Annotated in this window: 24 protein-coding genes; 6 read left to right on the top strand and 18 right to left on the bottom strand. The window is 63.0% G+C overall.

The genetic code is table 11. The features are described 5' to 3' along the window. Nucleotides 1–133 precede the first annotated feature (133 nt). The 4 genes from ABEA18_RS21320 to ABEA18_RS21335 all read right to left on the bottom strand — a co-directional run bounded on the left by ABEA18_RS21320 (nt 134) and on the right by ABEA18_RS21335 (nt 3,230). On the bottom strand, nt 134–430 hold the full coding sequence (locus tag ABEA18_RS21320) for a hypothetical protein (RefSeq protein WP_345452548.1): 297 nt from the start codon (nt 428–430) through the stop codon (nt 134–136). After that, on the bottom strand, nt 420–860 hold the full coding sequence (fliS, locus tag ABEA18_RS21325; RefSeq protein WP_345452549.1) for a flagellar export chaperone FliS: 441 nt from the start codon (nt 858–860) through the stop codon (nt 420–422). Before fliS ends, ABEA18_RS21320 begins: the two co-directional genes overlap by 11 nt. Nucleotides 861–863: 3 nt before the next feature. Next, nucleotides 864–2,249 carry a flagellar filament capping protein FliD gene (gene fliD / locus ABEA18_RS21330; protein WP_345452550.1) on the bottom strand — a complete coding sequence of 462 codons (1,386 nt, stop codon included), beginning with the start codon at nt 2,247–2,249 and terminating at the stop codon, nt 864–866. A gap of 117 nt (nt 2,250–2,366) precedes the next feature. Next, a complete protein-coding gene (locus tag ABEA18_RS21335; RefSeq protein WP_345452551.1) occupies nt 2,367–3,230 on the bottom strand; it encodes a flagellin N-terminal helical domain-containing protein in 864 nt (287 codons plus the stop codon). Nucleotides 3,231–3,529: 299 nt separating this feature from the next. Between ABEA18_RS21335 and ABEA18_RS21340 the strand changes: the two genes are divergently transcribed. The 5 genes from ABEA18_RS21340 to ABEA18_RS21360 all read left to right on the top strand — a co-directional run bounded on the left by ABEA18_RS21340 (nt 3,530) and on the right by ABEA18_RS21360 (nt 8,756). Continuing rightward, the gene (locus tag ABEA18_RS21340) at nt 3,530–4,030 is read left to right on the top strand and encodes a flagellar protein FlgN (protein WP_345452552.1); all 501 of its coding nucleotides are present in this window, start codon (nt 3,530–3,532) and stop codon (nt 4,028–4,030) included. A 74-nt stretch (nt 4,031–4,104) separates the two neighbouring features. Continuing rightward, nucleotides 4,105–5,541, top strand: coding sequence for a flagellar hook-associated protein FlgK (gene flgK, locus ABEA18_RS21345; protein WP_345452553.1), 1,437 nt, complete (start codon nt 4,105–4,107; stop codon nt 5,539–5,541). Nucleotides 5,542–5,544: 3 nt separating this feature from the next. Beyond that, complete coding sequence (gene flgL / locus ABEA18_RS21350; protein WP_345452555.1) at nt 5,545–6,432, top strand: flagellar hook-associated protein FlgL; 888 nt, start codon at nt 5,545–5,547, stop codon at nt 6,430–6,432. Beyond that, complete coding sequence (gene fliW / locus ABEA18_RS21355; protein ID WP_345452557.1) at nt 6,429–6,815, top strand: flagellar assembly protein FliW; 387 nt, start codon at nt 6,429–6,431, stop codon at nt 6,813–6,815. Before flgL ends, fliW begins: the two co-directional genes overlap by 4 nt. A 375-nt stretch (nt 6,816–7,190) precedes the next feature. Next, nucleotides 7,191–8,756 carry an APC family permease gene (locus ABEA18_RS21360; RefSeq protein ID WP_345452559.1) on the top strand — a complete coding sequence of 522 codons (1,566 nt, stop codon included), beginning with the start codon at nt 7,191–7,193 and terminating at the stop codon, nt 8,754–8,756. A gap of 63 nt (nt 8,757–8,819) precedes the next feature. On the opposite strand, the gene ABEA18_RS21365 is transcribed toward ABEA18_RS21360, so the two are convergent. From ABEA18_RS21365 to ABEA18_RS21410, 10 genes are all read right to left on the bottom strand, one after another. Continuing rightward, nucleotides 8,820–9,365 (bottom strand): AMIN-like domain-containing (lipo)protein, encoded by a 546-nt coding sequence (locus ABEA18_RS21365; RefSeq protein ID WP_345452560.1) that lies wholly within the window; start codon nt 9,363–9,365, stop codon nt 8,820–8,822. Nucleotides 9,366–9,657: 292 nt separating this feature from the next. Further along, a complete protein-coding gene (locus tag ABEA18_RS21370; protein ID WP_059388261.1) occupies nt 9,658–9,960 on the bottom strand; it encodes a DUF4193 domain-containing protein in 303 nt (100 codons plus the stop codon). A 142-nt stretch (nt 9,961–10,102) separates the two neighbouring features. Further along, nucleotides 10,103–10,279, bottom strand: a complete 177-nt coding sequence (locus ABEA18_RS21375) for a hypothetical protein (protein WP_236815494.1) — start codon at nt 10,277–10,279, stop codon at nt 10,103–10,105. A gap of 56 nt (nt 10,280–10,335) precedes the next feature. Continuing rightward, the gene (locus ABEA18_RS21380; RefSeq protein WP_345452561.1) at nt 10,336–11,184 is read right to left on the bottom strand and encodes a DUF6454 family protein; all 849 of its coding nucleotides are present in this window, start codon (nt 11,182–11,184) and stop codon (nt 10,336–10,338) included. Beyond that, complete coding sequence (locus ABEA18_RS21385) at nt 11,165–12,712, bottom strand: inositol monophosphatase family protein (RefSeq protein WP_345452563.1); 1,548 nt, start codon at nt 12,710–12,712, stop codon at nt 11,165–11,167. Before ABEA18_RS21385 ends, ABEA18_RS21380 begins: the two co-directional genes overlap by 20 nt. Further along, nucleotides 12,709–13,770, bottom strand: coding sequence for an ABC transporter ATP-binding protein (locus tag ABEA18_RS21390; RefSeq protein ID WP_345452565.1), 1,062 nt, complete (start codon nt 13,768–13,770; stop codon nt 12,709–12,711). Before ABEA18_RS21390 ends, ABEA18_RS21385 begins: the two co-directional genes overlap by 4 nt. Nucleotides 13,771–13,819: 49 nt before the next feature. Beyond that, nucleotides 13,820–14,683 (bottom strand): ABC transporter permease, encoded by an 864-nt coding sequence (locus ABEA18_RS21395; protein WP_345452567.1) that lies wholly within the window; start codon nt 14,681–14,683, stop codon nt 13,820–13,822. Next, on the bottom strand, nt 14,683–15,645 hold the full coding sequence (locus tag ABEA18_RS21400; RefSeq protein ID WP_345452569.1) for an ABC transporter permease: 963 nt from the start codon (nt 15,643–15,645) through the stop codon (nt 14,683–14,685). The genes ABEA18_RS21395 and ABEA18_RS21400 overlap by 1 nt, the downstream gene beginning before the upstream one ends. Beyond that, complete coding sequence (locus ABEA18_RS21405; RefSeq protein WP_345452571.1) at nt 15,642–16,802, bottom strand: extracellular solute-binding protein; 1,161 nt, start codon at nt 16,800–16,802, stop codon at nt 15,642–15,644. Before ABEA18_RS21405 ends, ABEA18_RS21400 begins: the two co-directional genes overlap by 4 nt. A gap of 174 nt (nt 16,803–16,976) precedes the next feature. After that, nucleotides 16,977–17,795 carry a COG4705 family protein gene (locus ABEA18_RS21410; RefSeq protein WP_345452573.1) on the bottom strand — a complete coding sequence of 273 codons (819 nt, stop codon included), beginning with the start codon at nt 17,793–17,795 and terminating at the stop codon, nt 16,977–16,979. Nucleotides 17,796–17,912: 117 nt separating this feature from the next. On the opposite strand from ABEA18_RS21410, the gene ABEA18_RS21415 reads away from it, so the two are divergent. Next, on the top strand, nt 17,913–18,227 hold the full coding sequence (locus ABEA18_RS21415; RefSeq protein ID WP_345452575.1) for a hypothetical protein: 315 nt from the start codon (nt 17,913–17,915) through the stop codon (nt 18,225–18,227). Nucleotides 18,228–18,247: 20 nt separating this feature from the next. Here the strand turns inward: ABEA18_RS21415 and ABEA18_RS21420 are convergent, their stop codons facing one another. The 4 genes from ABEA18_RS21420 to ABEA18_RS21435 all read right to left on the bottom strand — a co-directional run bounded on the left by ABEA18_RS21420 (nt 18,248) and on the right by ABEA18_RS21435 (nt 21,350). Further along, entirely contained in the window at nt 18,248–18,565 is a 318-nt protein-coding gene (locus tag ABEA18_RS21420) for an ArsR/SmtB family transcription factor (RefSeq protein WP_236815476.1), read from the bottom strand. Next, the gene (locus tag ABEA18_RS21425; protein ID WP_345452578.1) at nt 18,562–19,044 is read right to left on the bottom strand and encodes an SRPBCC family protein; all 483 of its coding nucleotides are present in this window, start codon (nt 19,042–19,044) and stop codon (nt 18,562–18,564) included. Before ABEA18_RS21425 ends, ABEA18_RS21420 begins: the two co-directional genes overlap by 4 nt. Nucleotides 19,045–19,131: 87 nt before the next feature. Continuing rightward, on the bottom strand, nt 19,132–19,803 hold the full coding sequence (locus ABEA18_RS21430; protein ID WP_284982098.1) for a response regulator: 672 nt from the start codon (nt 19,801–19,803) through the stop codon (nt 19,132–19,134). Continuing rightward, complete coding sequence (locus ABEA18_RS21435; protein ID WP_345452581.1) at nt 19,800–21,350, bottom strand: ATP-binding protein; 1,551 nt, start codon at nt 21,348–21,350, stop codon at nt 19,800–19,802. Before ABEA18_RS21435 ends, ABEA18_RS21430 begins: the two co-directional genes overlap by 4 nt. Between the last annotated feature and the right edge of the window lie 291 nt (nt 21,351–21,641).

Below are 21,641 nucleotides of genomic sequence, written 5' to 3' on the forward strand. Positions count from 1 at the left end.
GACGGCCCGCCTTCGCGAATAGTATGAAGAGGCCGATCCGTGGCCGTGCATCGAGCAATCCCTGCTCAACTTCCACCATCGGCCGGCATGGGGCATCCGTTAGCCGATTACAAGATTGTTTTCGGTACTCTCTTCAGCCCTGCACGTCGAGGAAAAGCGGGCCCGCTGAACTTTGGCTGTCCGGGACGGCACTGAGGGCGTCCAAGTGGGCGAGGGCGTCGTTGCGGACCTTGCCGAGCATGGCCATCGACTCCAGTTGCGCGTCCAGGATCCTGCGCGCCCGGTCCGCCAGCTCCTCAGGAAGTGGTCCGGCCTCGGCCTCGACGGGCGGATTCCATGGCACTGGCTCGCCGCCGGAGACGGCCAAGGCGATGTCCGCTTCAAACCGGTCCAGGACTCCGGACCATTGCTCAACCGGATCAACCGACACCGAGAGTGCCGTCCGTCCTTGCCATGCCGGATACCGCGGCCTGGACCGGCAGTTGCGAGGCGGCGTCGTGCCAGCCTTGCCGAAGCGGCTCCAGCAGCGCTATGCATTCCTTGGTCCGGTTGACGTCGCGGTAGATGTTGGCCCCGATCATGGCTTCCATCGCGTACTGATAGATGCTCAGCAGCCCAGGCGCGCCATCCCACGCATCGGTCTTCAGGGTAGAGGACAGCTCCGTGACGATCGACTGGGCATGCAGCAGGTTTTCGCTTGCGACACCCCAGTTGGCATTCTCCTGGGCGAATTGGGCGCGGTTCAGGTCCAGGAGCAGCCGGTCATACAGCATCGTGAGAAGCCTGGCCGGCGGGGCCGAAAGGACGGCGTCGTCGTTGTACCGGGAAAGCTGGCTGGCGCGGAGGGCTGTGGAGGTCATGCTTTACGCTCCTGTTGAAGACTTGGGAAGGCTGGCGATCTGGCCGGTGAGCCAGGAAGACTGCGATTGGAGCCCGCCGAGCAGGACCTCCATGTTGGTATAGACGCCCTGGAGCGTTGCACGACGGGTGGCCAGTCGCTGATCCCAATCGGAGATCTGGCTGCCCAGGTCAGCCACTTCGGATTGCTGTCCCTTGATGAGCGCGGTGACTGAGCCGCTGAACGGGTCGGTTGCATTCTTTGCCGCGTCAGACACCCGGGACGCGATCGTCTGGAGTGCTGACTGCGTCCCGGATGGGTCCGAGGCCAAAGAGGACTGGAGCTTGGCTGCGTCGAACGTGAAGTTGCCGTCCCTCGTCACGTTGATTCCGTACTCGGATGGAGACTTTCCGTTCACGGGCATCGACATCGCGGCGAAGACGTCATCGTTGACCGCGCGGATGCTGCCGTTGCCGGTGAAGATCCCGCCGCTTGAGGCACTGGCGCCGTTCGAGTCGGTCGTCCGGGTCACCGTGCTGTAGATGGATACGAAGCCGAGGACGTCGTTGACCGCGTTCACCAAATCCCCGGCCTTTTTGGTGATCCCTGCGGAGTCGCTCGCAATGTTTACGGTCACCGGTCCGGTAGAGACGGCGGCGGCCGTTACTGACACACCTGGAAGCAAGTCGGTGAAGGTGTTGGTTCCGGAAGTGATTGTCTGTGCTGCCGGTGTCCCCGCATACAGCGTCGCTTTGGCATCCTGGGCGGCCTTGACGACGGCTGCGGAAGGGTCGGCCATCAGGTCTGTCGCGGTGCCCGCGCTCACCTGCGCGGCCGTGCCCTGGTAAACGCTGAAGGCTCCAACTGCGCCTGAAGTGGCCGCAGTCAGTTGAAGGCGATAGGTTCCATTGCCTGCCGGAACCTTCACCGCACGCGCCGGGCCGGAAGCCGAGTTGATTGCCGTCACGACGTCGTCAAGAGAGGTGGATGCCGGCGTAATCTCGGTCTGTTTTCCCGTGGAGTCGACGAGCGTCAGGTGTGCGGGTGCACCCGAGCCGTCGGTGGGCCAGCTGCTCATGGCCGCGGTGACGTCCACTTGGCCCTGTGCCAACTGGGAGACGGTGACGTCGATAGAGCCCGCGGTCGCGGAGGTGGTCGCCGTCGCGCTGAGCGACGGCGAACTCGTGGTGGCGCTAAACAAGTTCAAGGCGTTCACGGCCGAGTCGCCACTTGCGAGGTCATTCAGTGATGACAACTTCGAGTTGAGCGACTGAAGCGTCGAAATCATTGTCTGGTCTGACGCAAGCTTCGTCTTCAGTTGCGTCTGCGGTTGTGCTTCCACCGCCATGAGGGAATCAATGATGGAGGTGGTGTTCAAGCCGCTGGCGAGGCCGTCGATCGAGCTTCCCACTTTTGGTCCTTCCGAACGTGCTGGTTATGGCGGCTGGCTCCGAACGCGAATGGCGGCCAAGGGTGTGTTCCCGTCCTGGCCGCCATTCGCCTATTACCGGTCTGCTTCTGGAAGGTCTTAGCGCAGGAGCGAGAGAATGCCCTGGCCGGACTGGTTGGCCTGAGCCAGCATTGCGGTACCGGCCTGGGACATGATGTTGGCCTTGGTGTACTTGACCATTTCCGCAGCCATGTCCGTGTCCGTGATGCGGGACTGCGCAGCCTGCAGGTTTTCGCCGGAGACCTGGAGGGTCTTGGTGGCGTGTTCCAGGCGGTTCTGGGTGGCACCCAGACCCGCACGCTGAGCCGAAATCGCGGCGATGGCGGTGTCAACGGACGCGATCGTGGTCTGAGCGTTGGCGCTCGTGCTTACGTCGAAGCCTGCCGCGGTCGTGGCGCTGGAAAGCGTGCCGACTGCTGTGGCAACGTCGCCGACCTTGACGGCGATGGTGTCGTTGGCGGTGCCACCTGCGCCGACCTGCAGGTTCAGGGTGCCGGCAGCGGAAACGCCGGTACCGCCGGAGCCCTTGAGCAGGTCGATGCCGTTGAAGTTGGTGGACTTCGTGATGCGGTCCAGCTCCTGGCCCAGGGAGTCACCTTCACCCTTGATGGCGGTGCGAGCAGCGGTGTTGTTGGTGTCCGAGGATCCCTGGACAGCGAGGTCGCGCATACGCTGCAGGATGGAGTGGACTTCGGTCAGGGCGCCTTCAGTGGTCTGGATGACCGAGATGCCGTCCTGGGCGTTACGGGCGGCGACTGCCGAGCCGCTGACCTGGGACTTCAGGCCTTCCGAAATTGCCAGGCCTGCTGCGTCGTCAGCGGCCCGGTTGATGCGCAGGCCGCTGGAGAGCTTCTCCATCGACTTGGACACCGCGTCCTGCGTGTTGTTGAGGTTGCGGTAGGCGTTGTTCGCCATGATGTTCGTGTTGATTGCCATGCCCATGATGTATTCCTCCATGATTGGGTCTGCTGGTACTCCCAGGCCGTCCGTGGCCTGTCATTTCTGGTTATCGGAACAATGGCCTCTTTGGTTAGCAAAACGCCGCAGGAAAATTTGCAACGGCCCGCAAAACTCCGCATCCGTCACTTGACTGGACAAAGCGAATAAATCATGCATAAACAACGCCTAACGCATGGGCCGCGGCAGCCGATAGTTGTTTTCAGCGCGGCAAAGGCACAGGGGAAGTGCTTTCCCGCGGCAACGCACCCGAAAAACGAACCCGGAACTGGAGTTGACCCGCCATGGCCATCCATGAACTGTCGGCCCTGCTGTGGCGAGAACGTGAGCTATTGGATCTGCTGACATTCAAGCTGGAGGAAGAGCAACTGCTCCTCACGGCAGGCAAATCCCGCTGGTTGCCGCATGGCACCCGGGAAGTGGAACAGGTCCTGGGGCACCTGTCCAAGGCCGGGCTTGCAAGGGCGGTGGAAGTGGCGGCGGTGGCAGAGCAATGGGGCTTGCCTGCCGACTCTTCACTGGGCGAGCTGGCCTCGTCCGCTCCCGAAGAAGCCTGGGCTGATGTACTGTCCTCGCACCTGAACGCGATGCAGCAACAGACCGCCACCATCAAGGAACTGCGTGATTCGAACGAGCAGTTCCTTCGCGCCGCCGTCCGTTCCACCCAGGAAACCATGGCGGATCTAAAGCCGGCGGCCGGGACCTACGACTCCCACGGGCGGACCAGTTCCCAGGGCAGGACCGCAGACTCAACCCCGTCCCGCCTTTTCGACCAGCAACTCTGACCGAAACTCATCAAACGTAGACGGACCACCAAAGGCCGCACCGACTCAGGCCCGGATCACCAAAGGACACAGCAGTGAGCACATTCGGCGGACTCAATACGGCCTACCTGGGCCTCACCGCAGCACAGCAGGGCATCAACGTTGCCGGACAGAACATCGCCAACGCCGGCACTGACGGGTACACGAGGCAGCGGATCGAGCAATCGGCCGTCGGCGCACCCGCCCGCACGGGCCTCTTCGCGGCGGGCGCACAGGCAGGTCAAGGCGTGTCGGTGGATGGGATCGCCCGCCTGGGCAACAGTTTCCTCGATGCCGGGGTGCGTTCCGGTGCGGCCCAGGCAGGCTTCGCGGGCTATCGGTCCACCGAACTCCAGCAACTCGAAGGCTCCCTGAACGAGCCCGGTCCGGCCGGATTATCGACGGCGCTCCAAACTTTCTGGTCCTCGTGGCAGGGCGTCTCCAACCACCCGGGAGAAGCAGCCCCGGCTGGCGTGCTGCTTCAAGCTGGCACCACCCTCGCCAACACAGTGTCGGCGGGCTACAAGGCCTTGGATTCACAGTGGACACGGATTCGCGGCGAAGCCCAAAGCACCGTCGCCACCCTGAACGACGCCGCCGCCCGGGTGGCCGGTTTTAACGCAACCATCCGTTCCGTCACGGCCTCGGGCGGTTCCGCCAATGAGATCATCGACGCACGTAGCAAAGTGACTGAAACCATCGCCTCTTTGGCTGGTGGAACTGTCCGGGACAACGCCGACGGCACGGCGGATGTCTTCGTCGGCGGCAACGCCATCGTCTCGGGTACTTCCCACCGCGCGCTCACCCTGAGCGGCCAGGCAAGCATGGGCGCGTCGGGCTCGACATTGCCGTCGGGTGGACCAGTGCAGTTGGAATGGGCAGACCGCCCCGGTGTGGCGGTTCCGCTCGACGGCGGAAAGCTCGCCGGCGCGGTCTCCCTTCTCGCGCCCGCCGCAGGAGGCGCGGGAGGGGCCATCTCCGAGGCCGCTGCATCGTACAACGCCTTCGCCACCAAGCTCATGAACGATGTCAATGCTGTACACCGCACCGGGCAGTCCACCACCGGCGCCTCAAACCTCGATTTCTTCACAACCACCCCGGGCGCCCCGGCGGCCCTGTCCCTCAGCGTTGTCCCGACGAGCGCCGCGGGAATCGCGACCGGCGCTCCGAGTTCCGGCGCCCTCGACGGCAAAATCGCTGACGCAGTTGCCCAAATCGGCACCGGGCAGGGTTCCCCTGATGGCTTGTGGTCCGGGATCGTCACAAGAATCGGCACCGCGTCCCAGTCCGCACAGCAGCACCAGCAGCTCGCCGACGCGGCGAGCACTGCCGCCGTCGGGCAGCGTTCCTCCGGCGCGTCCGTCAGCCTCGACGAGGAGAACATCAGCCTCCTGAGCAACCAGCACGCTTACCAAGCGGCGGCCCGGGCCATGACGGCCGTGGATGAAGCCCTCGACGTCCTGATCAACCACACCGGATTGGTGGGAAGGTAAGCCATGCTGAACCGTGTCACGAACCAGACAATGTCCGCGGCCGCGCAATTGAACCTGCAGGCCGGGCAGGCAAAACTCGCCGCACTGCAGGACAAGGCCAGCAACCTCAAGAACATCACCAGGCCATCGGACGATCCCGCGGCGACGGCGAACCTGCTCGCTACGCAAAGCCAGCTCAGCGCCGCCGGACAGTATTCGAACAACATCAACGACGGCAATGGCTGGCTCACCACGGCCGATTCGGCCCTCGGCCAGGCCACCAACATCCTCAACCGGGTCCGTGACCTCACGGTCCAAGCTGCCAACGGAACTCTCAATAGCACCGCCAAGGAGGCGATCGCTGTCGAAATCGAAGGCCTCAACAAGGACCTCCTCGCCCAAGCGAACACCCAGTACGTGGGCCGCAATGTCTTCGCTGGAAGTTCCGATTCCGCCGGCGCATTCAGCAACGCCACACCGCCTGTATACAACGGAACCCCGGGCGGCACCGTGGAACGGCGGATTGACGCAGCCCAGACCCTCCGGGTAGACGCCGACGGCGGTGCGATCTTCGGGGACGGCGCCGGCTCGGTTTTCGCTTTGGTGGGCAACGTCGTCGCCGATATCCGCTCCGGTGCTGATGTCAGCGCCCGATTGGCGGCGATCGGTGACAAGATCAAGTCGGTCGTCAACGGACGTGCGGACGTCGGCGCCAGGCAGAACAAGCTCATGCGCGCCCAGGACTCCGTCGACGGGCTCAAGGCCTCACTCGACGCACAGCGCTCCAGAATTGAAGATGCAGACATCGGAAAGGTCGTCATGGACTTGAAGCTGCAGGAAACCAACTACCAGGTTGCCCTCGCGGTCACCGCCAAGACGCTCCAGCCCACGCTCATGGACTTCCTCAAATGAGCACGGCACAGGCTTCCCGGGAGTTGAGCTTCACTGCGCCCATGCCGGGGCTTGAAGCTTCCGACGGCTTCGCTTTGCGGGGAATCGACGGCGCCCCCGGACTCTACGCGATGGAGTCGGCCAGTCCGCGCATCCGGATGTTCCTGGCAGAGGCGGCCGTTTACATTCCGGGCTACGCGCCCGCAATCCCCCGCTCGACACTGGACGATCTCGGCCTGGACCGGGCTGAGCTGGCAACCACCTTGGTAGTGGTCAACCCGGCTCCGGAAAAGACCACGGTCAATCTCGCGGCCCCCATCGTGTTGAACGCGGAAACAGGACGCTGCACGCAGCTTCTCCTCGATAGCAAGGAATACTCCCTCCGGGCCGAGCTGAGCGACTAAGCGGCGCCCGATCCCCGCCGCTCGCTCACTTTTGGGCCGTTTCCGGCAGACGCTCGCTCAGATGATCTGAGCGGGCGTCTCCACTTTTGGCCCCATATGTGAGCGAGCGTCCTTTCTTGAGCCGCGGGATCTCGGCTCTTTCAACCCGCTGGGCCTCCCCGACGCTCGCTCACTTTTGGGCCGTTTCCGGCGGATGCTCGCTCAGATGATCCGCTTCGAACCAAATTGTTTCGCCAAACCACTTGCGCCAAGGCTTCTCCGCGCCCATACTAAATGAACGTCATTCATTTAGTGACTCCCGTCTCATACCCCGCTGACGGCTTCACGGCATCACCCAGCAACAAACCTTCGGCCCATTTAGAAAGAGCCAAGCACATGACTCAATTAACCCGCCCAAGCGCCAGGAAAACCGTGGAGGCCCACGATCCCGCTGGCACCGAACACGGCATCAGCGGCAAAGGACTCAAGACGGGGCAGCTGGGGCTCCTCGCCGTCGTCGTCCTGGGTATTTCCTCCGTGGCACCCGCCTACAGCCTGACCAGCTCACTCGGCCCGGCGGTCAACGCGGTGGGCCTTCAGCTGCCTGCGATCTTCATCGTCGCCTTCATCCCGATGATCCTCGTGGCGTTCGCCTATAGGGAGCTCAACGCAGACTCCCCGGACAGCGGCACCACCTTTACGTGGGCCACCAAGGCCTTCGGCCCGTTCATCGGCTGGATGGGCGGCTGGGGGCTGCTGGCCGCGAACATCATCGTCCTGTCCAATCTGGCGGGCGTTGCGGTGGACTTCTTCTACCTCTTCCTCGCGCAGGTTTTCGGCAATCCCGATCTTGCCGACCTCACCTCCAACAAGGCCTTGAACATCGCCACGTGCCTGGCCTTCGTGGCACTGGCTGTCTGGGTCAGCTACCGGGGCCTGCACGCCACCAAACTCGTACAGTACGCCATGGTGGGATTCCAGGTGGTGGTCCTTGGCGTTTTCATCGTCATGGCCCTCACCCACGCTTCCTCCGGCGACACCCCCACGGCCATCGCCTTCAGCTGGGACTGGTTCGACCCCACGAAGATCAGCAGCTTCGAGCAGTTTGCTGCGGGCATGTCCCTGGCGGTCTTCGTCTACTGGGGCTGGGACGTCTGCCTGACGGTCAATGAAGAGACCAAAGGCGGCAAGGGCACCGCCGGCAAGGCCGGAACCACGACGGCGATCGCCGTGCTGGGACTCTACGTCGCAGTGATCGTAGCCACGATGATGGTTGCCGGCATTGGCGGCGACGGCATCGGGCTCAACAACCCGGACAACCAGTCCAATATCTTTGCCGCTTTGGCTTCCCCGGTGATGGGTCCCTTGGCCATCCTGATGTCCTTGGCCGTACTCGCGGGCACAGCGTCGTCCCTGCAGTCCACCATGGCCTCCCCTGCCCGAAGCCTTCTCGCCATGGGCCACTACGGCGCCCTCCCGCAGAAGTTCTCCACCGTAAGCAAGCGCTTCGGTTCCCCGGGATACGCCACCATCATGGCCGGAGCTATCTCCGGCGGCTTCTACGCGATCATGAAGGTGGTCAGCGAGAACGTCCTCAACGACACCATCCTGGCGCTCGGCTTGATGATCTGCTTCTACTACGGGATGACCGCTTTTGCCTGCGCTTGGTACTTCCGGCACAGCGTGTTCAGCAGCGTCCGCAACTTCTTCATGCGCCTGCTCTTCCCGGTGGTCGGCGGCATCGTGCTGACGCTGGTCTTCATCCAGACGGCGGTGGACAGCTGGTCCCCGGACTTCGGCAGCGGTTCCGAGATCTTCGGCGTCGGCCTCGTGTTCATCATCGGCGTGGGCATCCTGGCCCTCGGAGCGGTGGTCATGGTGATCATGGCTCGCGTACGGCCCGGCTTCTTCCGCGGCGAAACCCTCCGCAAGGACACGCCGGCCCTCGTGGTACCGGAGTAAAACTCAACATGTCAGAAGCCCTGGTCCGGAATCACCCGGAGCAGGGCTTCTGTGTTGATTGCTTCACCACATGTGGGCGACGTCGATCACCAGCCGCGAGCCTGTTGCCGGGCCGGCCAGCGTGAAGACCCTGAAGGGGAGCCGCGCGCGGACACCGAGGCCAATGCTCGTGTATCCCTCGAAGCTTCCCGCGAAGGCCACTTGTCGGAAGGTTTTGTAGTCCGAGACGTTAGTTAGCTGGTTCTTGTCGGCCGGGTTGTACGTGGCATTGCCGTTGGAGTTGTATGCGGGGGCGTTGACTGTGATCTGCAGGAACGCATTGCCCCTCAGCTCGACCGGAAGGCCCGAACCGTCCTGCAATACTTGTGGAACGTAGCGGATTGAATAACCGGCAACAGCGCCGTTCAGGTCGATCACCAGGCGGTCATAGCAGGGTTGCTGGCCCGTCCGGACATTGACCACTTGTGCCTGGGTCAGCGCCGGGTTGGACTTCGCCAACGATCCCCAGCCGATTCCGCAATACGGTGCTGCGGACGCCTCCCCTGGTGCCACGAGACCAAGCCCGGCGGCTACTACCAAAGCCGCGAACCACGCATGAAACTTTCTCACTTGGGCCCATCCCCTTGAGTGCTTGAGCGATCCGATACCTCAAGCGTAGGGGCGTCGGGGCCCTTTCAGGAGCTTCGTATCCGCTTCGGCGCCCAACTGTTAGCGGACCTCGAGAAGGGTCACGGGGACGTGATTCAACGGCCTGGTTTCCGCGGCTTTCCGCGGTTTCGGCGCCGTCGCGCGCCTCTGTTCGTTATCCCGGATAACGACGCCGGATAGGCATGCAAAAGCCCCACCCGGCTGGTTTGGCGTTGCTGGTTTCCAGTCGAGAGGGGCTGCTTTGCGTGCGGGTTTAGCCTTCGCAGTCGCGGCAGTACTTGAGGCCGTTCTTTTCCAGCGCGATCTGCGACCGGTGACGGACCAGGAAGCACGATGAACACGTAAATTCATCGGACTGCTCCGGGACAACGATGACGGTCAGTTCTTCGCCGGACAGATCGGCGCCCGGAAGGTCAATGCCCTCGGCTGTGTCGTTCTCGTCGATGTCGATGACAGCAGTCTGGGCACCGGAGCCGCGCGACGCCTGAAGGGCCTCGAGCGATTCGGCGGGAGACTCTTCTTCGGTCTTGCGTGGGGCGTCGTAATCGGTAGCCATTGATTGGTTCACTTTCGTTGCTGCATAGCGCCATTTCAGGCACCTCAGTGAAGCAGTTTAGGGCATAGTACACGCCATCAACGAATAGTGTGTTCAACAAGACATCTAGCAATTCAAGAACCCCGGAATCCCGGGGTTTTAGCTACTCCGCGGCCCGGATTTTCCGCGCCTGGGCGTCGGCGATGGCCACACCGCTGAGGGCCGGGAGCCAGCCGTAGCGGGTAGTTTCAGTGGCTCCCGAGGCCCCCAGTTCGGCGGCGTCGTAGAAGTAGGCGGCTTCGATCCAGGCACTGACCTTGGACATGATGGATACGATCATGCGGCCACGCTATCGGGGCCCCGTTCAGGACCGGTTTCCGGTCTGTCACGGCCGTGTTAAATGATCCTGTAGCTCAGTATCCGCGTGCCGCCGTCGTCGTCGCCGTCATCCGGCGCCGCGTGAATCAACAGCCCGGATTCATCCACGGTGACGGTGACAGGGTTGCGTGTGATGACGTGACCAGCACCGCTGAACAAGCTGACGGGCACGTCCCGCCTGATTCTTTGCCGCAGCGGCTCCACCAAGGCGAGTCCCCCGAGTTCAACGACACCGCCATCAACCTGCGGCAGCAGTGAAATCCCGCTGCACAGCAGCAGACCCGGACCAAGGAGCTGGGCATCCTGGTAGTCGACGAAGTGGCTTGGATTCTCCCACTGATCCACCAGGTGGCCTTCCGTGTCCCAGGTGTAGAGCTGCCGGGACCCCCAGTTCCCGCCGAACACCAGGTCCAGCCCGGGATCGCGGGCGATCCAACCGATGTGGTCGTCCACACGGAACCGCTCACGGACCTCGAAGGTGCCCGGATCGATCGTGTAGACGATGCTTCTGCTCCCGGCCCGGTACTCGGCGACGGAAACCCACACGTGGTCGCCGTCGAAGTCGATACCACCGGGGTGATACGCCAAGCCGTCGCCCACGGGGATATCGCGTAGCAGCCCGCCTGCGTCAAGGACAAACACGTGTCCGCTCCCCCGTCCGGGAGTGCGCAGCGCCGGATCCGCCGCAGGGCGCGGCGCTTCGAGGATCTCAACGGACGACAAGAACGTCAGACCCTTGGCGAAGGCCATGCCCTGCGGGTGGTACGTCGGGAAGTCGAGGCGGATCTCCTCAACCAGTTCGAAGCGGCTCCGCCGGTCAAGGGCGGATACGGCGTCGCTGAGGAGCTCAGTCCCCCGCGTCGTCATGTGCTTGCCTCCACAGTTCGTAGAGTTCGGCGGCATATTCCGGACGGGCCGCAAGCACTCCGCCTTGTTCCGGGAACGTGTCCATCTCGCCTTCGGCATTGAGGACGATGCCTCCGGCCTCTTGAACAACGAGCATCGCCGCCAGGTGATCGATCGGGCTGAAACTCCCGATGATTGCCCCCGCGCCACGCCCGGCTGCTACGCCCACCACCGTCATGGTCGCCGATCCCATGATCCGCATGATGCTGTGCCGCTCGCCGAGCTCCGCGAGCAGTTCCAGCATTCCGGGCCACGGCAAGTGCCCCGCGAGTTCGGTTGCCACCACGGTTCCGGCCAGGGCCGCCGTCGAAACTCCCGCCGGAGCCAGCGATAGCGGCTTTCCGTTGAGCCAGGCACCATGACCGGACCACCCCTCGAAAATCTCGCCGCGCCAAGGATCTGCGACGACGGCCACCGCCGGCTTGCGGTCAACAGCCAAGGCAAGCGAGAACGCCGTCCAGGGAATGTGGTTCACGTAGTTGGTGGTTCCGTCGACCGGATCAAGGTACCAACACGGTGCGCCGGGCACGGAGACTCCGCCCATTTCCTCGCCCACCACCGTGTGGCCGGGAAGGCGGGCGGCAATCACTTCGCGGACATGGCGCTCGACGGCGACATCGACTTCCGTGACCAGATCAGCAGGGTGCGCCTTGGTCGAGATCTGGCCCCGATCGGCGTCGCGCATGTACCCGACGGCCCATTCGGCCAGCTCAAAGGCGACTTTCCGGGACTCAAGAACCTCATCGCCGGCGAGCCCGCCGGGAGCCTGGGCCGAAGCCCACACTTGCGGGTCTTCGGCGATGGCGCTTTGCAACAGATCCAGTTGATTGCTCGTGATCGAATCCACGCCGAGTCCCAAGGCCCAGCGCATTGTTTCGAGATCATCAATGGTCCAGCACGCAACTTTAGCCCCCGCGGCATGGATCTGCTCGACCATGTCCTTGCTGAGAACCACGTGCTCGGAATTGACGAACTCGGGACTCAGTTCGGCCAGGAGGCTTTCCGGCGGCGCGATCCTCTTGCTCCAGGGCAGCCAGATCCGGGCATCCTCATCGAGGGCGCGGATGGTCCGCATTCCATCGAGGTTCCCGCACCAGGCCACTTCGATGCCGCTTTCGCGTACGACGGCGGCAGCCGCCTCTGCGGGGCCGGGCTCGTCCATGTCGATGAGCAAGGTTGACCGGCGGCCGCGGAAAAGCTCCAGGGCTTCGGAAAGCAGGGGAATCCGCTCCTCGCCGGCGCCCAGTTGCCTGATGCGGGCATAGTCGATGTCTGCAGCGTCGGCGTCGAGGCTCCAGATCCTGAGCAGCGAGGCATCGTGGAGCAGGATCACCTGCCCGTCCTTCGTTACCCGGACGTCCACTTCCACGAGGTCCGCATCCGCGTCGATGGCTGACGCGATCGCGGGCAAAGTGTTCTCGACATATTTACTGGAGTCGCCCCGATGGGCCGTGGCGCGGGTCCTTTTGGTGTCAACGATGTTGCTCAAAGTGCGGCACTTCCCTCTGCTACCAGGCGTCCGTCCCGGAAGGTCATGGCCTTGCGGATGCCCGCATACGTCTGTTGGCCTGGCTGCATGAGCTCACCGCTCACAAAGCTGCGGAGCTGGGCGTCGGCCCTGCGCACGTACACTTCCTGGAAGTGTCCGCGGGGGACGACCCTCTCGACTGTCGCCGGGACCGCACCCGCAAAGGGCGCGTCTGCCAGGATGACGTCCTCGGGCCGGATCCCGAGAATGTCCGGGCCCGCGGTGATGAGTCCGTTGTTGAGTGAGCCCTCCAGGCGGTTCATGCTGCCGATGAAGGTGGCCACAAACTCGGTTTCCGGGCGGGCATACAGCGCCTCCGGGGTACTGTATTGCTCGATCCGGCCCGCATTCATGACGGCGATGCGGTCCGACATGGACATCGCTTCTTCCTGGTCATGGGTGACGATGACCGTGGTGATGCCCAGTTCCTGCTGGATCTTGCGGATGTCTTCACGGACTTTGACGCGCAGTTTCGCGTCCAGGTTGCTCAAGGGTTCGTCGAGGAGCAAGAGCTTCGGCTCCTGGACGAGTGCCCGGGCCAAAGCCACGCGTTGCTGCTCGCCGCCGGAGATGCGGGCGGGCTTGGAATCTTTGTGATGCAAAAGGCTGACCAACTCCAGGACGGATTCCACCCTGTCCTTGATCTCGGCCTTGGACATCTTGCGGAGCTTCAGCGGAAAGCCGACGTTCTTGGCCACGGTCATATGGGGCCACAGCGCGTAGTTCTGGAACACCATGGCGCTGGGGCGATTCTCCGCACCAAGGTGCGAGACCTCCTGGCCTTCCACCTCGATGGAGCCGGAGTCCGGCTCCAGGAAGCCGGCGATCATGCGCAGCGTCGTCGTCTTTCCGCAGCCGGAGGGCCCCAGCAGGGACACCAGTTCGCCCTCCTCGACCGACAGATCGAGGTTGTCGATGATGGTGCGGCCGCCGAGGATCTTGTGGAGGCCGCGGATAGCCAGCCCACCGCCCGACGCCGGAGTTCCCGGCTTTGTTGTGCTGGCGGGTGGTTCAGTCAATGGTTCATGAATTGTCATGGGTTCTCTGTCTGACGTTGAGCGCGGGGCGCTATTTGATCTGGAAGCCTTCGGCGAGCTGGCCGCCGAGGATGTGCTTGTGCGCCGCGAGCATGAGGGCAACGGAGGGGATGGCCAGCAGGATCGAAAAGACGGCAGCCACCTGGGTGGGGTAGTTCAGCACCAGGCTGTACATCTGGGTGGGCATGGTCATGAAGGCCGGCGCGCCCACCAAGTACGTTCCTTGTGCTTCGTCGAAGGACGCCAGGAAGGACATCACGGCCGCGACGATAATCCCGGGCAGCGCCATGGGGAGCGTCACTGAGGCGAACACGCGCAATTTGGAGGCTCCGGCGTCGCGGGCTGCTTCCTCCAGGTTCCGCGGCACGGCAGCGAACGCTGCCGCGGGGATCCATGTCATGAAGACCACTGTGCCCAGCACGTGCACCACGAGGATTCCCAAAATGGTGTTCATCAGGTTCAACGCGTAGAAGAGAGCCGCCAGGGTAACGAACAAGCCCATCTTCGGAAAGGCGTTCGTCGCGAACAGGCTGATCAGGAAGAAGCGGCGTCCGGGAAAATCAAAGCGGGCGAAGGCGTAGGCCGCGGGCAAGCAGATGATCGCAGACACGAGGACCGTCAGCGGGGCGAAGAACAAGGAATTCTGCACCGCGATGCCGAGCGCGCCGTCGTTGACGACAACCTGCCACCAGCGCAATGTCCAGTCATCGGGAAGGAGATTGGGGAAGGTCCAGTTACCGGCGAAGGCGCGGACACCGAGCCAGAGCAGGGGTCCCAGGATGAAAACGACCATGAGCACCACGAACAGGCCCACCAGCGCACTACGGACAATCGAGTCCAGCGTGAGCGGCCGGCGGGCGCGGGAAACAGCAGGGGAAGCGGTGGTGACAGCCATCAGACTTTCCCCTGTTCCTTGGCGGAACGGAAGTTCGCCCACACGTAGAGCGCGGCGATTCCGGAGGCAATCAGGAAGACAGTGAAGGCCATGACGGCGGACTGCTGGGGTTGGTTGAAGGCAGAGAAGTAGTTGGACATGTCCACTCCGAGCATGTTCGGTGAATTGGGCCCGGTGAAGTACGGGACCGTGAACGATCCAACAATTCCAATGGCCGTAAATGTCGTCGCGATAATGATGGGAACTGCCGCCATGGGAACGATCACCGAGACGATCGTGCGCAAGGAGCCGGCACCGGCGTCGCGGGCTGCTTCGATCATGGCGTTCGGCACGGACTGCAGTCCGGAGGAGACCATGAGCACAGCGAAGGGTAGCGACGTCCAGACCGAGCCGATGATGACCGTGACCATAGTGAAGGCCCACACGGGGAAGTCAAGCCCGAAAAGAGCGAAGACGCTCCGCAGGAAACCCGTGCCGGAGTAGAAGGTCAGGATCGCCCACGAGGCGATGACCACGGGGATGAAAAGCGGCACGATCGCCAGTCCGGAGAGAAGCCGGGCCATTCGACCGCCCTTGAGCTTGAGGTAGAGCCCAATGCCCAGCGCGAGGAAGATGACTGTTGCCGTGCTCACGAGCGTCACGATGACCGTGACCAGAAGGTCCCCGAGGAAACGCTTGTTGGTGAACATCTCCTGGTAGGCCGCCAGCGTCCCCCACCAGGCGTCAGCCTCGTGCACGTTCTGGCCGATGGTGGCGATGGTGTGGTTCAACCCGCCGGTCAAGCCGATGCTGAAGCCGAAGGCGAGCACGATCGGGAAGCCAACGAAGATCGCGATCAACAGGATCGGCGGCAGGGCCATGAAGAACCCGACGGCGCGCTGGCCCAGGCGCTTGGGGCGCGGGGCACCCGCCGGCGGAACTGTTTGTTGCAGTTCCGCCGGCTTTTGAAGCGTGGTTGTCACTGGCCGGGAACCTTCTGGTCCCAGAGGTTGTTCAGGTCTTTGCCCATCTGGTCGAAGTAGCCCTTACGCAGGTTGTTGGTGTCTGCGTCCTTGAACTTGTCCTTCACATCTGCCGGCAGTTTGTCCAGGCTGATGGCCGGGAAACCGGACATAACCTTGATGATCATGGTCTGCGCGTCAGGCGAGAGAACGAAGTTGGCGAGCTTCAGCGCCGCTTCCTGGCGGGGCGAGGACTTGGGAATGCCGAGGTAGGCAGCACCGCCGGTGAAGGATGGGTTGCTGATCTGGGTGGCCTTCACGGTGGACGGGATCTGGCCGTTGGTCAAGCCGGTGATGAACTGGTCAGACCACACCGGCGCCATGGAGATCTGTCCCTTGGCGAGCAGGTCAAGGGTCTGCTGGTTGCCGTTGGGGTAGACGCCGCTCTGGAAGACGGACGAGTTGAGGTCTTTCAATGCCGCGAAGCCCTGGTCCCAGTACTTCTCGAGGTCCTTCTCATAGCCCACCGTCATCTTGGCGCGGGCGTCGGCAGGGACGAACTTGTCCAGAACGGTGGCAACGAATGCACCGCCGGACCCTCCCGACTTGGGCGAGTTGTAGGTGAACTTGCCCGGGTTTGCCTTGATCCAGGCGAGCAAATCGTCAAGTGTCTTCGGCGGTGTGGCAACTGTCTTGGTGTCATATGCCAGGAGTACTGCGGAGCCGCGGTACGGGATGCCACCGGTGCCGCCGGCCTTGATGACGTCCTGCGGGACATCATTCAGGGCGGAAATCGTCTGCGAGCTCACGGAGGTCAGCAGATTGGCTGCTGAGGCCTTGGAGACAAAACCGCCATCCACGAGGTCGAATTCGGGTTCCTTGTTCTGCTCCGTGGCGCTGGTCAGTTTCGCCAGGGTCTGGGCATCGTGCTCGCCGTGCAGATCGAGAGTGACCTTAACGTTGTAGCCGGGGTTCGCCTTCTCGAAGGCGGGAACGAGGCTCTTCTCCCACAGGTTCTGGACGTTCGTGTCCCCGCTGATGAAGACGGTGATCGTCTTGTCCGGGGATGCGCTGGCGCCATTGTTCTGAGCCGAAGCGGTACTGCTTTGAGCGCAGCCGGTCACAGCGGTGGCTGCGACAACGGCGACGGCGGCCGCTGCTAGAAAGCGGTTGGTCATGGTGTTCCTTCATCTTGAACGAAAAGTCCCCCAAGGGCAGGAACTACCATCCAAGGGCAAGGTAAAGGAGCGGGTCATGGCCCATGAATCCGGGGTTAACCGGAGACAGAATTAACGCAAATATGTCAGGACATACGAACAACAGTACGAAAACTTGAGCGGTACCGGATTGCGCTACTTGAGGGCTCGTCGCCAATTGATCGTCAGGAACGTGACCAGGACGGCTATCAATGCGGCGAGGGCCAGGCTGACGGGGCCGGTGCCCCAGTCGAGTCCTCCTCGGTCGGGGGAAACAGCGGTCCAGTCAGAGAAGGACGCCCCCAATGGCCGGGTCAGGATGTACGCGAACCAGAAGGCCGGGATCGCCGCCAGCAGGCGACGCCAGTGGGCCAGTGCCGGGAGAGCGATGACAACCGCGAACATGATTCCCGAGGCGAGGTAGCCCAGGCCGAGTGAGTAGGCAGTCAGGTCTCCGGTAGCCGTGCCAAGTGCGAAGGTTGTCAGCACCGCGGCCCAGTAGAAGGACTCCCGACGCCGGGTGGTGATGCTATGGATGGAGAGGGTCTTTTCGCTCCGGTGCCAAAGCAGGAAAACGACGGCGAGCGCCACGGTGAAGAACAGGGTCGACGCCAGGTAGGGGACGCCAAGTCCGACGTGGACGGCGTCCGCAGCCATCGTCCCAAACACGCTGACCATCGCGACGGCGGTCCAGTACACCCAGGGGATGTACCTGCGGACCCGGAACTGCAGGACCAACGAAATCACCAATGCCGCGAAACCGAGGCCCAAAGCGATCTCGGGCTCAAAGCGGTGGACCAGGAAATCCGACGTAGTCTCGCCCATCCCGGTAGTAAGGATCTTCACTACCCAGAACAGGACGGTCACCTCGGGTACTTTCGAGGCGGAGGCTCGGGAGACGGCGATTTGCAGTTGATCGCCAACAGCTACGGCGTCCTTGGTCCGCGGGCTAGCGGTGAGTTCTTCGGGCATCATGGACCCCATTGTTCATGGCTATCCCGAGCGTTTCCCGAATGTGACACTCGGGCACCGCGCCCTGAAACGGCTGCGAAGCCCTCAAGCAACCGGTCTGATCCGCGGGATAATGGAACTATGGCCGAACAGGATCAGGATCCTTGGGATGAGTTCGACAGGCTCAAGCCCGCTGGACACGATCGCGTCCAGGGCTATCCCGGAGGAGAACCCTTGGGATTTGGCTTCCAGACGGGTGTGCGGAGCGCAAGGGTGGCCTTCGGTTTCGCCGTCTACACACTGGTCCTCGGAACCGTACTCGTGCTTGTCGGGATCATTGACTTCATCGGCACGGGCGAGTTGCTGTGGCTCGGACTGATGGTCCTCATCGAGGCCGCCTTCATCTACGGATTCATCCAGCTGGCGCACCAAGCGCGCAACCGACGCTCAACTTAGACGCGCCCGTTTTCAAAGAATTACAGCCCCTCCGCGATGCGCTTGATCGCGGCCAGGCGGCGGTCCCACTCTGCGCCGATGCGATCGAGGCTGCGTGCCGTTTCGCTCAGCTGCGAGCCGAGCACCCTGTAGCGCAGTTCGCGGCCCACGCGCACCGATTCAACGAGCCCGGCCTCCTGCAGCACAGCGAGGTGCTTGGCGATCGCTTGTCGGGTGACCGGGAGCCGCCCGGCGAGGGCCGACGCCGATGCGTCGCCCTCGCCGAGGGCAGCCAGGATGCTCCACCTCGTCTCGTCGCCGAGCGCGGCGAACACTGGAACCAGGGTGCTCGCGGTCACGATCCACCCTCGACATACGCGGCCAGTTCGTCGAGTTCCGAGTCCCAGCCCTGGCGGTGGCTCTCCATGTTGAACGCGGGATCGCTCGTCGTGTCGAATCCGGTCTCGACGACGGTGAGTTGCGTTCCGCCGTCGAGCGCTTCAAGCGTGAAGCGGAACACGGTCGAGTGGTCAGGATCAACCTCGGCAGGCTGGGTGCCGCGCGCGTCGTCGTTGCTCCAGCGGTAGGCGATCATTCGCGGTGGGTCGAGCTCCTCGATCCGCACCGGGAAGGCGCCGTAGCCTTCGAAAGAGAAGACACCGCCGGCGCCGACGGCCACTTCGTCGAGGACGGCGGCCTGTCCGAACCAGCGCGCGATGTGCTCGGCCTCGGTGATCGCGGCCCAAACCTTCTCGACTGGTGCCGCTATGGTGATGGTGCGCCTCACGGTGAATTCGCCGGCATCGACGACAGAGGCCTGGTTTGCAGTCATAGTCATGATTCTGTTCCTTTCAGTGAGTTACTGCAACTACAGGGTTGCATTAACCAAAAGAAAGAGCAACCCCTAGGTTGCAGATAAGATTCCTCAACCCTTGCGTGGCAGATACGTGTTCACCGGGCGACCGGTGGAACCGTAGGCCAAATGCAGGTCAACAAGTCCTTTGCGTTCGAGTTCACTGAGATAGCGCTGGGCCGTCGGGCGGCTGATGCCAACGCTGCCCGCAATTTCGGAGGCGCCCAAGGGCTCGGTGGAGTGAACCACCATGTCGAGGACCTTTTGCATCGTGGGCGGCAGGCGCCGGGGTCCTTTGGCAGGCGGAGCCGTACGGCGCAGACTGAAGAGCTGGTCCACGGTCGCCTGGTCGGCCACCGTCCGGGACTCCGCCTCCTGCCGCCAGCGCCGATAGGCCTCGAGCTGGGTTTGCAGTTGCTCGAAGCCAAACGGTTTGACGAGGTAGTACACCGCTCCCCCGCGCATGGCGGCCCGCACGGTCTCAAGGTCCCGCGCGGCGGTGATCATGACGGCGTCGAGCTTTTCGCCGGCTCCCTGAAGTGACCTCAAGAGGCTGATGCCGTCTTCATCGGGAAGGTAGACATCGAGGAGAAGAAGGTCCGGTTTGAGCCGCTGTACCGCTTCCCTGGCCTCCGCCGCGGTGTGCGCCTCGCCGACGCATTCGTATCCCTCGATTTTGGCCACGCGGCTGGCGTGGATGCGCGCTACGCGGAAGTCGTCGTCGACCACCAAGGTGCGGATCATTCGATCGACTTTCCTGTCATGACCGGGGTTTCGGATCCCAAGCGCGGTTCCGGCAACCAGATTTCAAAGCGCCCCCCGGGTCCGGGGAAAACATCCATAGTTCCTCCTGCACGGTGAACGATCCGGCTCACCAGCGCAAGGCCTATCCCGCGGCGCATTCCTGGCCGCGGTTCCTTGGTGGTGAACCCGTCGGCGGTGATCGTGCCCACCAATTCCGCGGGAACACCGGGCCCGTTGTCGGTCACGCAAATGAAAATGCCCGAGGAATCGTCCAGTTGGATGGTCACCTCACGGGGCGTGGGTTGCTCCCCGAGGATCTCGACGGCGTTGTCCAGGAGGTTGCCGACGATCGTGAGCAGCGCTTGCGTTTCGAGGAATGGTTGACGCAGCTGAGAGTCATCGGTCACCGAAATTTCGACATCCTGCTCAGCAGCCACGGTGATTTTCGCGAGCAGCAGGGCCGCAAGCTCCGGCGGCTCGATCCGCGAGCGCAGCCCTTCGCCAAGGGAGCGCGAGGTGTCCGAAATCCGCGATACGAAATTCCGCGCCTGGTCCACATCTCCGAGCTCCAGGAGTCCGTCCACCACATGGAGACGGTTGGCGTACTCATGTTCCTGGGCGCGCAAGGCTTCCATCAGGCCTTCGACGGAGCGCAGGTCACGGACTAGGCCCTCAACTTCGGTACGGTCACGCAGTGTGACCACCGAACCTATGCTCCTTCCGGCCAGGGCAACGGACATCCGGTTCACCACTAGCAAGGCGTCCTCGGTGATGACGATCTGGTCGGTTCCGCTGATCTCGCCCGTCAGGAGGGAACGAAGCCGTCCGGGCGGCAGAAGATCCTCGATCTTCTCGCCCAGCACGTTTTCTTCCAGGTGCAGCAGGGAACGCGCCTCGGAGTTGATGACGGTGACCTTGCCGTCGTCGTCGAAGCCGATCATCGCTTCGCGGATGCCGTGCAGCAGGGCTTCGCGCTCTTGGAGGAGGGACGCAATCTCCACCGGTTCGAGATCGAAGGTGACCCGCTTGATTCTGCGTGCCAGCAGGGCCGAACCCATGGCGCTGATCACGAGCACCACGGCCGAATAGCCGGCAATCAGCAACACCTGTTTGGTGAGTTCGCTGCTTTCCGTGGTCTCCAGGATTCCCACGGAGACCTGCCCGACGACGGTCCCGTCCGCCGCGCGCACCGGCGCCTTGGCGTTGACTGAGTCGCCGAGGCTGCCTTTGTCGATTCCGACGTGGGTCTGCCCGTCAAGGACGGCGACGGGTTCTTCCAAGGTCTGCCCGATGAGGCTTGGATTCGGGTGGGAGTACCGGACACCCTTCCGGTCGGTGACGACGACGTAGTCCGGCTGCGCTTGGGACTGGACCTTGCTCGCAATCGCCTGAATCGAGTGCGTCGGGTCCCCGTTGCCCAGCGACGTCACGATTTCCGGCATTTGCGCCACCGTCGTGGCGATTCCCAGCGCCCGGAGCCGGTACTGGTCTTCGAGGGTCTGGTTGCTGATCTGGGTGTAAAGAAGCGCGCCCAACGTGACTGTCACAAAGAGGATGCAGAGCAACCACACGAGGATCTGGGAAGCAAGTGGACGCGCCTTCCAGCGCGCGCCGAAAAATCGCAAGCCACGCAACTCTGGATGCACCGCCAACCTCTTCCCACTCTCCTAGTAGCTTATGTGACAAAGTTCACGGCTACTACGCCGTGCCCGACGGCGGCGGTCCGCCGTCGTCGGGAACTCCCTCCTGAGAGGTACTGACAGGGACTCCCTGCCAGTCCCGAGCTATCCCTAGGGTTGACGGCAAGGCTGGATCTTGTTTCACGACACAGGGATTCA

Source organism: Arthrobacter gyeryongensis (assembly GCF_039543785.1).
Taxonomy (GTDB): Bacteria; Actinomycetota; Actinomycetes; order Actinomycetales; family Micrococcaceae; genus Arthrobacter; species Arthrobacter gyeryongensis.